12 protein-coding genes are annotated in these 14,810 nt (G+C 48.1%); all 12 read right to left on the bottom strand.

Annotated features, from left to right (window positions below):
• Positions 1-297 precede the first annotated feature (297 nt).
• The 12 genes from RQM65_RS10265 to RQM65_RS10210 all read right to left on the bottom strand — a co-directional run bounded on the left by RQM65_RS10265 (position 298) and on the right by RQM65_RS10210 (position 14,804).
• A complete protein-coding gene (locus RQM65_RS10265; RefSeq protein WP_314014729.1) occupies positions 298-2,196 on the bottom strand; it encodes an amidophosphoribosyltransferase in 1,899 nt (632 codons plus the stop codon).
• A gap of 46 nt (positions 2,197-2,242) precedes the next feature.
• A complete protein-coding gene (locus RQM65_RS10260) occupies positions 2,243-3,169 on the bottom strand; it encodes a PfkB family carbohydrate kinase (protein WP_314014727.1) in 927 nt (308 codons plus the stop codon).
• Positions 3,170-3,351: 182 nt separating this feature from the next.
• Entirely contained in the window at positions 3,352-5,238 is a 1,887-nt protein-coding gene (locus tag RQM65_RS10255; RefSeq protein WP_314014726.1) for a SulP family inorganic anion transporter, read from the bottom strand.
• 63 nt (positions 5,239-5,301) lie between these two features.
• Complete coding sequence (locus RQM65_RS10250) at positions 5,302-5,928, bottom strand: carbonic anhydrase (protein WP_314014725.1); 627 nt, start codon at positions 5,926-5,928, stop codon at positions 5,302-5,304.
• A 203-nt stretch (positions 5,929-6,131) separates the two neighbouring features.
• A complete protein-coding gene (locus RQM65_RS10245) occupies positions 6,132-6,452 on the bottom strand; it encodes a hypothetical protein (RefSeq protein ID WP_314014723.1) in 321 nt (106 codons plus the stop codon).
• 60 nt (positions 6,453-6,512) lie between these two features.
• Positions 6,513-7,271, bottom strand: coding sequence for a tetratricopeptide repeat protein (locus RQM65_RS10240; RefSeq protein ID WP_314014722.1), 759 nt, complete (start codon positions 7,269-7,271; stop codon positions 6,513-6,515).
• 24 nt (positions 7,272-7,295) lie between these two features.
• The gene (locus tag RQM65_RS10235) at positions 7,296-9,077 is read right to left on the bottom strand and encodes a BatD family protein (RefSeq protein ID WP_314014720.1); all 1,782 of its coding nucleotides are present in this window, start codon (positions 9,075-9,077) and stop codon (positions 7,296-7,298) included.
• A gap of 49 nt (positions 9,078-9,126) precedes the next feature.
• The gene (locus tag RQM65_RS10230) at positions 9,127-9,972 is read right to left on the bottom strand and encodes a tetratricopeptide repeat protein (protein ID WP_314014719.1); all 846 of its coding nucleotides are present in this window, start codon (positions 9,970-9,972) and stop codon (positions 9,127-9,129) included.
• A 174-nt stretch (positions 9,973-10,146) separates the two neighbouring features.
• Positions 10,147-11,193: a VWA domain-containing protein gene (locus RQM65_RS10225; RefSeq protein ID WP_314014717.1), complete on the bottom strand. Its 1,047-nt coding sequence runs from the start codon at positions 11,191-11,193 to the stop codon at positions 10,147-10,149.
• A 4-nt stretch (positions 11,194-11,197) separates the two neighbouring features.
• Positions 11,198-12,196, bottom strand: coding sequence for a vWA domain-containing protein (locus RQM65_RS10220; RefSeq protein ID WP_314014715.1), 999 nt, complete (start codon positions 12,194-12,196; stop codon positions 11,198-11,200).
• Complete coding sequence (locus RQM65_RS10215; protein ID WP_314014714.1) at positions 12,196-13,851, bottom strand: hypothetical protein; 1,656 nt, start codon at positions 13,849-13,851, stop codon at positions 12,196-12,198. Before RQM65_RS10215 ends, RQM65_RS10220 begins: the two co-directional genes overlap by 1 nt.
• A gap of 86 nt (positions 13,852-13,937) precedes the next feature.
• A complete protein-coding gene (locus RQM65_RS10210) occupies positions 13,938-14,804 on the bottom strand; it encodes a DUF58 domain-containing protein (RefSeq protein ID WP_314014712.1) in 867 nt (288 codons plus the stop codon).
• Between the last annotated feature and the right edge of the window lie 6 nt (positions 14,805-14,810).

Raw genomic sequence — 14,810 nt, 5'->3', positions numbered from 1 at the left:
GGGTGCAAAACGTGAAACTGGCAGGTAAAAGAGAAAGTCAACGAGTACATTAACCCAGAATTCCAAAAGATGGTTAAAATGTAGCTCTATACCATAAAAAAGGTGGAGAAATCTCCACCTTTTTTGCCCCAAATCTTACCATAAACTTAACCTACTTATGCTATGGTAAGCTCAAATTTACTTTGGAAAGATCGATAAGAAGTTCAGAGAACGGTATAGAACCAAAATGATCGACGAAACGCGGTTTTTAGGTGCATTTTATCGATTAAATCATACAAAGCAGCAATTGGAGCGATTTTAATATGCGCGTTGGTTCTTGCCCTCATAGAAGTTGATAAAAGCGTTATTGACCACCCGATTCCCTCCTGGGGTGGGGTAATTTCCAGTGAAATACCAATCTCCCAGGTTTTTCGGACAGGCCTGGTGGAGGTTTTCGATAGTCTGATAGATAATTTGCACTTCGGCCTGGACCTCGTCGGAACTCAATAATTCGCCCGTTTTTTCCGAAATTTCGGCGGCTGTAAACGGTGCATAGAACTCCTTAACATGGTTTATTACCTCAGCATCGTTCGAATCGGTCTGCTGAAGGCACTTATTGTAGATATCGTCGATTAGGTCCGTGGTTTTACGCTCTTGATGTAGGGCCAAAGCCGCTCTGAAGGCTATAAAATCTTCCAACTTGGCCATATCGATCCCATAGCAATCCGGATAGCGGATTTGCGGGGCCGAAGAAACTACAACAATCTTCTTAGGGGATAACCTATCTAAAATACGCAGGATGCTTTTCTTCAAGGTGGTGCCCCGAACGATGCTGTCGTCTATGATAACCAAATTATCCCCTTTATCCACCGAGCCGTATGAAATATCGTAAACGTGAGCCACCAAGTCATCCCTGCTACTGTCTTGGGTGATGAAGGTGCGCAGTTTTGCATCTTTGATGGCGACTTTTTCGATGCGAGGGCGAACTTCCAGGATTTCATGGAGCTGCTCACTGGTGATTTTGGCGCCAATCGAAAGTATCTGCTCTTCCTTTCGCTTGTTCAGGTAGTTCTGTGCCTCGATGACCATGCCAAAAAAGGAAGTCTCGGCAGTATTGGGAATATAGGAAAACACCGTGTTTTTCAAATCGTGATCAATGGAGTTTAATATCTGCGGGAAAAGCAGTTTTCCCAACAATTTTCGCTCTTGATAGATTTCCCTATCACTCCCGCGCGAAAAGTAAATACGTTCAAAAGAACAAGCCTTTCTTTCTACCGGGGGCAGTATTTTCTTTAGGGATGTTTTTCCGTTTTTTTCTACAATGATGGCCTTCCCCGGATCGAGCTCCTTGACCTCTTCATAGGGCACATTGAAAACCGTTTGTATCGCTGGACGCTCGGAGGCAATAATCACCACCTCATCGTCCTGATAATGATAAACCGGACGAATTCCCGCAGGATCTCGCATCACGAAAGCATCACCGTGGCCCAACAGTCCGGCAATGGCATACCCACCATCCCAGTTTTTGGCCGCTTTTTTTAAAATTTTATACACTTTCAACCGCTCGGCGATCAAAGGTGAGGCTTCCTGTTTGGTATGGCCTTCTTTTTTAATTTGTTTGTAGAGCTTGGCAACCGCATCATCCAAAAAATGACCGATTTTTTCCATGACGGTCACCGTATCCGCCATTTCCTTGGGATGCTGCCCCAATTGGATAAGGTTATCGAATAGTTCGTTAACATTGGTCATGTTAAAGTTCCCGGCTACGATAAGGTTGCGGTGCATCCAATTATTCTGCCGCAAAAAGGGATGTACGCTCTCGATACTGTTCTTACCAAAGGTGCCGTATCGCACGTGGCCTAACAGTACCTCCCCGATATAGGGTATGTGCTTCTTCTGCTGTGCAACATCGTCAACGTATTCGGGATGCTCTTTCAAGGTCGTGTTGATACGGGCGTTGATCTGGTCAAAAATGTCCTGAATGGGTTGTTGGGCTATGGAACGGACCCGGCTCATATAGCGTTCCCCGGGACTCATATCCAATTTTATACTGGCAAAGCCGGCCCCGTCCTGCCCACGGTTATGTTGCTTTTCCATCATCAGGTACATTTTATTTACCCCGTAGAAGGCCGTACCGTACTTTTCTTTATAGTATTCCAGGGGTTTCAATAACCGTATCAAAGAAATACCACACTCGTGCTTGATCGCGTCGCTCATTGGATTATAATCAAAAAAGCCCTAACAATTTCGTTAGGGCGTAAAATCAACTTAATTCTATATCGAATTGGGTCAAGGTCTTAAATTGGTGCAAGCGTTGGTTCACTTCCTTCCTTTGGAGGTCTTGCATCCGTTCCGTACCGAAACGCTCTACACAGAAAGAGGCCAAGTTAGATCCGTGGATTACTGCATTTTTCAGGTTTCCGAACGAAATACTGCCCGTGGCCGCCAGATAGCCGGCAAATCCCCCCGCGAAAGTATCCCCGGCGCCCGTCGGGTCGAAAACCTCCTCTAAGGGGAGTGCGGGAGCGAAGAACACCTTCTCGCCGTGGAACAGTAAAGCTCCGTGTTCGCCTTTCTTTATGACCACGAATCTAGGTCCCATTTTTTGAATTTCCTCCGCCGCCTTGACCAACGAATATTCCCCGGTCAACTGTCTTGCCTCCTCATCGTTGATAGCGATGACATCTATGTGTTCGATGACCCGATTGAGTTCTTCGAGGGCATTATCCATCCAAAAATTCATGGTGTCCAGGACAATCAACTTGGGGTCGGCCCTCATCTGTTCAATGACACTCATCTGAATGGAAGGATGCAGATTACCTAGCATGACCACCTCGGCGTCCTTGAAACTATCTGGAACAACAGGATTGAAGTCCGCCAAAGTATTCAGTTCTGTGACGAGGGTATCCCTTGAGTTCAGGTCATTGCGATATTTTCCCTTCCAATAAAAGGTCTTGCCTCCCTTGACGACCTCCAGGCCGGACAAGTCGATGTTCCTGTTTTTGAGCAAATCGAGGTACTCCTGGGGCAGATCGTCACCCACAACGGAAACGATGGCCGAATCTACATCGAACTGCGATGCGGCAAGTCCGATGAATGTGGCGGCACCCCCAAGAATCTTGTCCGTTTTGCCGAAAGGAGTCTCGATTTCATCAAAGGCAACGGTGCCTACGATAAGAAGTTTGCCCATAGAAAGTTTTGTTGTATTTGGAATCAGCGGGCAATATCGTTCGCCGGCTGATTCCAAATTTCTGCAAAGATACGGTTTTGGTGTACCAACGAAAATAAAATTCCCCGTCTATTTCGCCCAAAACCTTCCGTCAATTACCCCCGTTTTCTGGCAGATCACGTCAAAACCTAACGACGAAGCAATTAGGCCGGCACCGCAACCTTATCGTACTTGTCCTGTATATTGAGCTCTATCCATTTCAGGCAATCGGCGAACGTTTCGAAAATATGCTCTTCGGGAATCAGTTCTGGAATGACATCTACCCGCTCCATCATATATCGCGGCTGATCGAGCAAATCGACCAACAATATACTGATACCAGATTTTCGAAGGTCGATAAGCACATCTTCGAGCGTGTACAGCCCCGATTGGTCCATATACTGCATACGGTCCATTCTTATGATTACCGTAGAGGCCGTTCTTGGCACCTGGTTTGCCAAGGCCTGAAAATCGCTGGTAGAACCGAAGAACAATGGACCTTTAAGATGTTTAATAAAGACTTCTTCCTTTAGTTTTTTCGGAAAGCCCGCCTCGTCTGCCCAGCCCTGTTCCTTTTCTAAGGTTTTTACATCGGAGCGCTGTGCGGTCATATCGCCTATTTTTTTCATAAACATCAACGAGGCGATGACCAATCCTACCCCAACGGCGTAAACCAGGTTCCATACTGAGGATAGTACCAAGACTATAAGCATTATCACCACCTCGGAACTGAGTTTTACGGGTCCGATACTCATGTCCTTGGGAAGACTTGGTATCGCTTTGAGTCCCTTGTAATCCATTACACCTATGCCAACAGTTACAAGAATTCCAGCAAGTACGGCCGCCGGTATCTGCGATGCTACCGGACCTAAGGCCAAAAGAATGACTAGCAGAAGTATGCCTGCGATCATACCCGACAATTTTGTCTTCCCGCCCGCATTTATATTCACTACGGTTCTGATGGTCGCACCCGCACCGGGAATCCCTCCAAAAATAGCAGCGATACTATTACCGATACCCTGACCGACCAGTTCTTTGTTCGGGCGATGCTTGGTCTTGGTCATGTTATCGGCCACTACAGAAGTCAGCAGCGAGTCGATGGCACCTAAAAGAGCCAAAGTCAAAGCCGTAAAAATATAGGGCGTAAGCGCGCCCAGTTCGAAATTGGTAAAAATTTCCAAGTGGGGAATCGGAAATCCGCCGGGTATTTGCTCAATGGGGCGGTAATCCAAACCAAAACCATAAGCGACTCCCGAAACTACCGCCAAGGCGACAAGAGCGCTCGGAATGGTGGTGGTAATCCGCTTAAAACCATAAATTATAAAAATCGTGGCCAAGGCCAATATCAACTCCAACCAGTTAATATTGCTTAGGGCCCTAGGTAATACCTTAAAAGCTCCAAGAACCCCTGAGGCCTCTTTATTGGCGAGGGTTGCGGCTTCCTTTTGAATGTCTTCTTGAGTGACTGTACCGGCCCGTTCGATGGTTTCCTCAAAATCTTCCAGCACCAAAATGCCTTCCCCGGCCTCTTCCTTTAGGATATTTTCGAGAATGATTTCTTCTGCCATGGGCTTATATCGGGCAACAAATTCGGCGTCTTCCTTGGGATAATAGCCCAATGCCGGCAAAATCTGTGTGACCAGAATTATGACACCAATGGCCGTCATAAACCCCGACACCACAGGATAAGGAATATACCGGATGTATTTACCGATACCCATAAGACCGAGTCCGATTTGCATAAGACCTGCCAAAAGGAAAACAATAAGAATAGCGGGAAGTGCCTTTTCGAGGCTTCCGTCGTTGGCCGCGACGATACCGGCAATTACGACCATACTTACCGCAGTCATCGGTGCCGTGGGTCCGGATATTTGGGTATTGGTGCCCCCAAACAGTGCGGCAAAAAAACCGATAAAAATAGCACCGTAAAGTCCGGCACTTGGGCCCATGCCCGAACTAACGCCAAAGGCAAGGGCCAAGGGCAGGGCGACTATGCCGGCCGTGATTCCGCCGAACAGATCGCCCTTGAAATTTGAGAATATATTCTTCATTTGGAATGTTTCAAGGTTTACAAAATTTTTAATCTCGGCCTTATAAAAAAACCGTGGTAAACATCAATCCAAATGATAGATTTCCATGATGTTGTCAAGGATACCCTCAAAATCGATGTTGAGGTCGACAAGCTCGCCCGTACGAACGTCGAAAACCCACCCGTATACCCTAAGGCCCCGGTCGCGGTAGGCTTTTTGAACGGCCGCGGTCTTGATAAGATTCACGCATTGTTCTTGAACATTGAGCTCCACCAGGCGATCGTATCTTTTATTCTCGTCATCGATTTCGTCCAATTCGGTTTTATGTAGGCGATAAACATCCCGGATGTTCCGCAACCAAGGATTGAGGATGCCCAAGTCGGCGGATTGCATAGCGGCCTTTACCCCGCCACAGGCATAATGTCCGCAGACCACGACATGGCCCACTTTTAAATGGTCGACCGCGTAGTTCACTACAGACATTACGTTTAGGTCGATGCTGGTGACCATATTGGCGATGTTGCGGTGTACAAAAACTTCCCCGGGGCCCATGCCCATGAGTTCTTCGGCGGTCACCCTACTGTCGGAACAGCCGATGTAAAGCAGTTCGGGGCTTTGGCCTTTGCCCAGCTTATCAAAAAAGTCGGCATCTGCGGATAGTTTTTCCTTGATCCAATTTTTGTTGTTTTTGAATACCTTGTTGAGATCCATATATCTTGATTTTAAGTAAATAGGTGAATACCGGAGTTCCTATCAGATGGAATCCAATAACCTGATGAAATATAAAATTAATGAAGCTGTAAGAATGGGTAAAAAATTCGGGAAAGTATGGCCGATATTTCCAGACGGAATCTGGGAATCTTTCAAAAAATAGCACGGGTATTTCTACCGGTTATGTTCTAAACAAAAGACTATTAAGCTTGACAATCTTTCCCGTAGGCGATCCGTTCCGGTGGCGGAAGAATGATTTCCGCTTTGTGATCGGAGTTTCGAAGTAGATAGGGATTGAATAAAGCAGACTGTTGTCTTAGGAATAACAACGAAAGATCGGATAATCCGCTATTGACTACCTTTTTTTCATCAGCACCTTTTTTGCCCTGTTCCTGGTGCTCTTCCTCGGTAAGGTTCGTGACCATTACAGGTTCATCGACATCAATCAAAGTAGTCACGCTAGGCGCGGTAATGGCAAAAAGCCAGAGACCAAGGAGAATAAAATGCATGCGGGACTTCGACATGGTAAGCTTGAAATTTCGGTAAAAATAAGGGAATTCTAATTGTGGCACGTTAAGAAAATATTAAAAATCCTTCACTAACCTAATGTCCTCCGAGGGAATCCATCCAAATGTGCCGTCGGCGATACGGATTTTTTTCCAATCGTTCAGTTCGTCTAGTACGTTCACTTTGGTGCCTTCGTGAAGGGCAAAAGCCTCTTGGCTTATTTTGTTGGGCTCTGATTTAACGCTTGTCTGCTCCGCGAATACGATGGCAGGCCGGTCGGCTTGAAAGGCTTTATATTCCATGTAGGCAAATACGACCGACGCAATGGAAAGGAAAAGACAGACGGTACTCAATATAAAGGCCAAACGTTTGCGCGAGGAATAGCGGAAGTAGTAAAAGCCGATATAGAGCAGCACGAACAGTATCATAAAAACAACGGCAACGTAGCCCCATTGATCAAAGGAAAGCACATCGAGAAAACTGTTATAGATTCTTGCAAATCCGGTTTCCGGCATCGTATCGATGGCGTCAAGAGTCATGTTCCGCGCATACGATAAATTGTTTTTTATTTCAGGATCGTTGGGCTTCAATAGCAAGGCCTTCTCATAATAATAAATACTTGGCGCAATCTGGTTGAGCTTGTAATAGGCATTCCCCAAATTATAGTACAGTTCGGCGGAATGCTTGCCATTATCGAGAATTTCAAGGTAATTGTCAACGGCAGCCTGATACTTTCCGTCATTATAGGCATCCGTCGCCCGATTGAACAGGGCGTCGCTTTGTGCAAAGGCCGTGAACGACATGATGAAAATCAGTATGTAGCCTAGTTTTTTCAATGGATGTTATTTAAATTGATGCTTTCACAATTGTTTATCCAATTGCGAGATCACCTCACTGGCCCTATCGTAATCCTGCTGCATCTGCACTTCGGAAAACGGGCTGTAACGGGCCATTTCGCAGTTTTTGAGCAGGGCTATAAAACCGTCCTTGGTCGATTCGTCCGCTTTCTTCTCCTCCAGTAACGATGCTATTTTCTCCTTGTTGAATTCCGAGGTCTCAATCTTAAGCTTTGCCTTTAGATAGTTGTGCAGGCCTTTTTCCAAGGCAATATAAAAGGGTTCCTTGTTGCCTAGCTCTTTTCGGGCCTTCGAGAGATATTTCCGCGCGAGCCTGTTCGCCCTTCGTATGCGGTTGCCGACCACATCGCTGGCGATCGCTTCCCGTTTCTTTCCGAGGGCAATGGCTATCGGAATCAGCAAGAGGGGCAACAAGAGCCATAGATAAAATCGGGTGGACCCGAAAAAATGCTTGGTGCCGATAGCGGTGAAGTTGGACTTCAATTTTATAAAATTAAATTGACTGCCCGTCGTCACGGATTGTTTTCCCTGGAAGCCCGGAGTGGTATCGGAGCTGGCGCTCGCACTCGTCGGCCCCTCCTTCACATTGATCATGATCTCATCGGAAGTGAGGGTCTTATAGGTTTCGGCCGAGGGATCAAAATAGGTGAACGAAACGGACGGCACGGGGTATTTTCCGCGATAGGAGGGTACAATCGTATAATTATTACTTACTGTGCCCCGGGACCCGGATAGCGTGGTCCTCACGTTTTCCTCAAATTCTGGTTCGTACACCTCTAGCGCACTGGGCAGAGTGGGTTCGGGCAGTTGAAAAAGCTTTAGGTTGCCCCTGCCGCTTACCTCTACCTTGGCCTGTAATGATTCCGACGCGTTGAGCTCCGTCTTACTGGTCGTCACCGAAAAATCGAACGCCCCTACCGCTCCGCTAAAATTGACCGGCTTGCCCTTTTCCGGCAAGGGTTTCACGTTAATCGTACGATTGCCCGCGGAGACCGTCTTGGTGGTCTGTGAATAGATACGGCCCCCGAAGAAATCGCGCTTGTTCGTGGGCACGTCAACGGTGACCTCCAGAGACAGCGGTTCGATGGCCAGCTTTCCGGATTTTTGCGGATAGAGCACCACTCTTTTCAAGATAACATAACGATAGGGCTTGCCCTTGTAGGTGCCGTTCTCGGCGGAAAGGCGTTTAACGGGAATGTCTTGGCTCCAAAAATCATTGTACTTCGGATTGTCCAAGGGCTGATAGTTCGAAACACTGATCGAGGGGCTTACATATAGTTTGTAGACCACGCTCAGGGCCTCGTTGAGATAGGGAGCCGTTTTCGAGACCTCGGCCACCAGATGCAAGCTTTCGTCGGCCACATCATCTGCGGTCATCTGGTCACTGGGCTTATCCACGGCCGCCGTGACCTCGACTTCCTTGGGAGTGGATTTATAGGTCTTGCCGTCGATGACGATGGTCGCTTGTTTGATCGTAATCGTACCCTGAGATCTCGGCGCCAAGGTATAAGAATAGGTCTTGGAATAACTGCGCACCCCGTTTACCCATGATGAGCTGATGGACTGTGATGGCCCCCGAAGCACTCGAAAACCGGTAAAATCCGGGGGATTGAAATTGTCGCCGTCTTTGTTCATGGCAAAATCGACCCGCAGCCTTTCATTGATGCCCAGCTTATCTTTACTGAGCTGCATCTCGAAAGTGATGGCATCACTGTCCTGGGCCTTTAGCACAAGGGCCAAAAGCATTAGGGGAATTAGGGTGATGTAGCTCTTTATCAAAATCATTTTTCTTCTATACAGCGATGTATTGGACGTGAGACTATTTCTTCCAAGGCTACCAGTCCTTTTCATTCTTGACCTTGGCGCCCTTGACTTTTTGGGCGTCAATTTTTTCCTGCACTTTTTTCTCCTCGTTCTGCATGGCCTCCAACAGATTCTGCACTTGCTGCTTGCTCAGTTGATCCGGACGGCGTTGCTGGGGCTGTTTTTCTTGGTCGTCTTGTTCGGATTTATTCTCTTCTTTTTTATCGTTGCCCTCGCCTTCTTTGTCCTCGTCTTTCTGCTCTTCGTTCTGGTCTCCTTCCTCGTTCTTATCGTTTTCGTCTTTGTTGCCCTGCTCCTTGTCCTTGTCCTCGTTATCTCCTTCTTTTTTATCCTTGTCCTTTTCGTCCTTGTTTTCGTTTTCGTCCTTGTTTTCCTCGTTCTGATCGTTCTTCTGCTCCTCTTTTTCCAGCATTTCTTTGGCGAGCGCCAGATTATATCGGGTCTCGTCGTCGGTCGGATTGTTCCGCAGGGCCTCTTTATAGGCCTCGACCGCCTTTTGATAATCCTTTCGCTTCATGAACACATTGCCCATGTTGTGGTAGGCCACGTGCTTTTCTTCCTTATCGGTGGCCAATTCCCCTGCCTCTTTAAAGCGTCCGAAGGCCTCGCTGTAGGTTTCGTTGTGGTAGTAGGCGTTTCCCAAATTGTAGCGGGCAGCCGCATTTTCATCGCTTTTGGCGATAGCGCGGCGGTAATCCATCTCCGCTTCTACAAATTTATCCTCGGAAAGCTGTTTGTTCCCTTCCCAGGTCAAATTTTTGGATTGGGTAAGGGCCTTCTCTCTCGCGCTTTCATCGTCTTGGGCGAAGGCCAAGCATCCTATTAGAATAAAAAAATATGTTACCTTTAGTTTCATCTTTGTATTTTTCAATCGATACTTTTGAACTTCAGCCAAGTCCGCATTTGGTTCAAGGTTTAATCGCTGCTGCGCAGCCGTTCAAGGTTTAAGTTTGGAGACAGGGAAATCGATGGTTCCCGTCACCCGTCTTCCTTCAACTGTCCTTCTTCTTTACTTCTTTCTTCCTTCATCTTACTCCACTTCCCTCTCGTTGAACAAGTTCAATTTTCGCAGCCAGGTGGTCTTTTTTTCCAATGTCAGCACATCCAAAAACAAAAATAGGAGTCCGAGTCCCAAAAACCATTGGAACTGGTCTTTGAATTCTGCGAACTGTTTGGCCTCGAATTCCTTTTTGTCCATCTGTAACAACTGTTCCTTTATAAACTCCACTGCCTCTTCGGTATTCGAACCGTTGATGTATTCGCCATTGCCCTCATCCGCGATTTCCTTGAGAAACGACTCGTCCAATTTGGTAATGACCGTTTCCCCCTTATTGTCTTTCTTCAATCTTTCGACCACTCCGTTGCGTTTGATGGGGATGGGGGCTCCCTTGGCCTGGCCGACACCGATCGTAAAAATTCGGATGCCTTCGTCGGTGGCCTTTTCCACCGCATCGATGGTCGACCCACCGGAATGGTCTTCCCCATCGGAAATGATGAAAAGCACCCGATTGGTCTGCTCTTGGTCGTTGTAATAGGTGGTTGCCAATTCGATGGCCTGATCGATCGCCGTACCCTGGGAGGTGAGCATATCGGTGTTCATGTTCTGTAGGAACATCTTGGCCGCCCCGTAGTCCGTTGTAATGGGCAACTGTGGAAACGCCTGTCCCGCATAGGCGATTATGCCGATTCGGTCACTGGCCAATTGGTTGATAATCTCGGAGACCAGGCGTTTGGATTTTTCCAACCGGTTGGGGGCAATATCTTCGGCCAACATACTCTTGGAGACATCAATGGCAAATACGATATCGACCCCTTCGCGTTTGACCGTTTCGAGTTTCGTACCGATTTTCGGGTTGACCAGCCCCAGGGTCAAAAAGGTGAGTCCCAATAAAAAAAGGAACAACTTTAATCCCGACTTGAATTTCGATCTGTCCGGCGTCAGGCGTCTTAACAGTTCCGTATCTGCGAACTTGTTCCGGGTGCGCTTTCTCCAAAGTTGCAGCAACAAGAATAGGACGATGAGCACCGGGAGGATGCCCAGCAGATAGAAGTATATTTTTTCGTCTAATTGAATCATGGTCTCAAATAAAACTCCGGAAAAGGGTATGTCTCAATATCCATTCCAACAATAACAAACCCCCTGCCAAAAGCACCCAAGAACGGAATTTCTCTTCGTACCTAAAGTACTTGAACTCTTCGATGTCGGTTTTTTCGAGCTTGTTGATCTCTTCGTAAATCGCCTCGAGTTTTTCGTTGTCCGTTGCCCTAAAATATTTTCCATCGGTCACTTTGGCGATATCTTTCAAAAGCGGCTCATCGATTTCGACCTGTCGCATGCCATAGCGAAAAGATCCGTCCGCATTATAGGCAATCGGCGACAGTGCATTACCGTTGGTGCCGATACCGATGGTATAGGTCTTGATTCCGTATTCCACGGCGAGATCGGCGGCGGTCTGGGGCTCTATAAATCCGGAATTGTTGACTCCATCGGTAAGCAGGATGATAATCTTGCTCACCGCCTTGCTTTCCTTCAAACGGTTGACGGCAGTGGCGAGCCCCATTCCTATGGCCGTCCCGTCGTTCAGCTCTCCGTAGGTAATCTCACGTAGGGCACTCAACACAATAGCTTTGTCGCTCGTGATCGGGGTCTTTGTATAGGCTTCTCCCGCATAGGCCACGAGACCGATACGGTCGTTCGGGCGTTCCCTGATAAAATCACCGGCCACTTCCTTTAACGCTGCCAAGCGGTTCGGTTTCAGGTCGCGTGCCAACATGCTTGACGAGACGTCGATGGCCATTACGATATCGATGCCCCGGGTGGTCTTCGTTCGAGTGGAAATGTCCTCGGTCTGGGGGCGCGCCATGGCCACAACTATGGCGGCTAAGGCCAAGAGCCGAAGTACAAACAACAAGGGCTTCAACCGCGGTAGAAATCCCGATTGCGAAAACCCCTTAATGCTCGGCATTTTCAGGGATGCCACCTGTTCCCGACGTTTATAGAAAAACCACAGCACGGCCAGGGGAAGCAACAATAGCAACCAAAAGAATTCCGGGTTCGCGAAGGTGATATTCTCAAGCATTATACGTCTGTTTTGACTTCGACCGTGTTCAACACGTGCTCCACGATCTGTTCGGCATAGGTATCCCCGTCCCGCCAGGTCAGCATGACCTGTTGTTGGAAGCCCGGGCCGCCGAAAAGCAGTAGGGCGTATTTGCCGGGAACCTCCTCCTTGGCATCGGGCACGGCAAAATTGGCGCTACCGTATATTTTTACACCTTTGACCCCGGTCACCGTGGTAAATTCCTCGTCTTTCGTAATGATATTCTTGGCACCCCTGCTTTCCAGCCCGCGAACAAAGGCATCGATGGTCCGTTCGTAGTCCGGTTCGGTTTGCTGGGCGTACAAACTGGAGGCCACCCCGATTGCGAAAATTCCATCGGGAGCTTGGTATTCAAAGGCCTGTAACTCTTGGATGTCGGTCTTCGACCCGGGTGGGACGACGGGGGATTGCCTTTTCAATACTTCGGGCGTTTCAAGACTGATCGGAGGGTATCCGTAGGTACTGGCGACCCACTCTCCCTCGAGCAGACTTTTGGTGGGGTGGCCCAAGACGGTATCCTTTACCGGGTCAAAACCGTAACGAACGACAGCAATACCGGCCGTCAACACCAGGAAGCCAAAAATCGCGGCAATACTGATCGCGACCTTTCGTCGCTGCTGTTTGCGCGCCTGCTCCTCTTTATATTCCTCCTGCTCCATGAGCTCCTCTATCGTAGGCTCGGGCAGGGCATCATGGGTCTTGGTAACGATTTCCTCGATGGATTTTCTGTCGTTCCGTGCGATGGATGACTCCGGTCGTGACCTGGCAAATTTTACCAGATCGGCCGTTTGTAAAATTCGCTTGAACTGCTTGAGGGTATCGTCTTCAAGTCGCAGTTCCCCAGCGTCCCTACGCAGTTCCAATTTGGTTATCAGCTCATCGGTGGTGCTCTCCATGGCCGACACGTTCACGTCTTCCTCGAGATAGGATCGAACAATGTCGGTGAGTTCGGAGTAGTATTCTTTGTACTCCTCCTGGATAAGGTATTTGGAATTCTCCAGTTTTTTCAGTTCCAGCAACGCCCGGTCATATGCGGGCAATAGCGCTACTTTTTCTTCTTCGGACAAGGGTTTCTTACGGAAAACGAACCAATAGAGCAGGCCTGCGACCACGGCCAATCCCAACAGGATGCCCAGCACCCAAAACCAAAGCTCGGTACGGCTCTTTTCGACCTCCATCAGGGGTTTGATGTCGTACATTTTCTGGGTGAGCGTATCGACGGGAACGTTCGCCACGTTCACTACGGTCGAATCGGTAAAAAAGGCCTTGCCATTGACCTCGATGCGTTGGGCGGGCAGATTATAGGCCCCCGAATCGAACTGGGTTAGGGCATAGGTCTTCTGCAAGGTCATCCTGGCTTGCTTGCGGGTGGTATCCGTGGCAAAGGCCTCTACCGTTTCCAAAGGGGAAAAGGTCTGTCCCTCCGGAAAAATGACCTGTGCCGTGCTATCTGCCTCGACCGTCACCGTAAAATTGACCTGTTCCCCGATCTTGATATCGGTGGTATCGGTCCTTGAAGTTATCGAGGGAACTTTTTGGGAAAATCCTATAGAAACCGAGAATAATAGACACAGGAGGATGCCCCGTTTCACGGACGAAAAATTCCAAATCCCAAATTCCAAATCCCAAATCATGCGTTGCTCATTCCTTTTTCGACGGACACTGATTCATAAGCACTTGGGGGCATCCAAGTTAAATAACCCTGAATCCATAACACCGATCATCCCCTTCGTTTAAAATAGCCCAACAACTTTTTTACATAGCTCTCATCGACACGACAGCTCAGGGTCCCGCAGCCGGATTTCGTAAAGGTTTCCCTAAAATAATCGACCCGCTGACGATTGTAGTCACCATAGGCATTCCTGACGCTCCTTGACTGGGTGTTCACCAATTGCACCTCTCCGGTCTCGGCATCCAAAAACTGTACCATTCCTAAATTGGGAATATTCTCTTCGCGTTCGTCGTAGATACGTATTCCCGTCAGGTCGTGTTTGTTGCCTGCAATCTTTAACGTCTTTTCGTAGTCGTCGGCTATAAAATCGGACAAAACGAAGACAATGGCCCTTTTCTTCATGACACTGCTCAAGAACCGCAAGGCCTCCGTGATATCGGTACGGTTGCTTTCGGGCTTGAATTCCAATAACTCCCTTATGATACGCAACACATGGCTCTTGCCTTTCTTCGGGGGGATGTACAGCTCCACTTGATCCGAAAACAGAATCAAGCCCGCCTTATCGTTGTTCTGCAAGGCCGAAAAGGCCAGAGTGGCCGATATTTCGGTAATGATGTCCTTTTTAAATTGGTTCGCTGTGCCGAAAAGCTCCGAACCGCTCACATCGACCATAAGCATCATCGTGAGCTCGCGCTCCTCTTCGAAAACCTTCACGTACGGTTCGTTGTACCGGGCGGTAACGTTCCAATCGATACTGCGAACATCATCGCCGAACTGGTATTGCCGCACTTCGCTGAATGCCATTCCCCGGCCCTTGAAGGTGGAATGGTATTCCCCCCCGAAAACATGATCGGAGAGACGCCGCGTCTTGATCTCGATCTTGCGTACTTTTTTAAGTAGTTCTTTAGTATCCATTTTTTC

The organism is Pricia mediterranea, from assembly GCF_032248455.1.
Lineage (GTDB): Bacteria > Bacteroidota > Bacteroidia > Flavobacteriales > Flavobacteriaceae > Pricia > Pricia mediterranea.
This window is presented reverse-complemented; position numbering and strand designations above follow the sequence as displayed.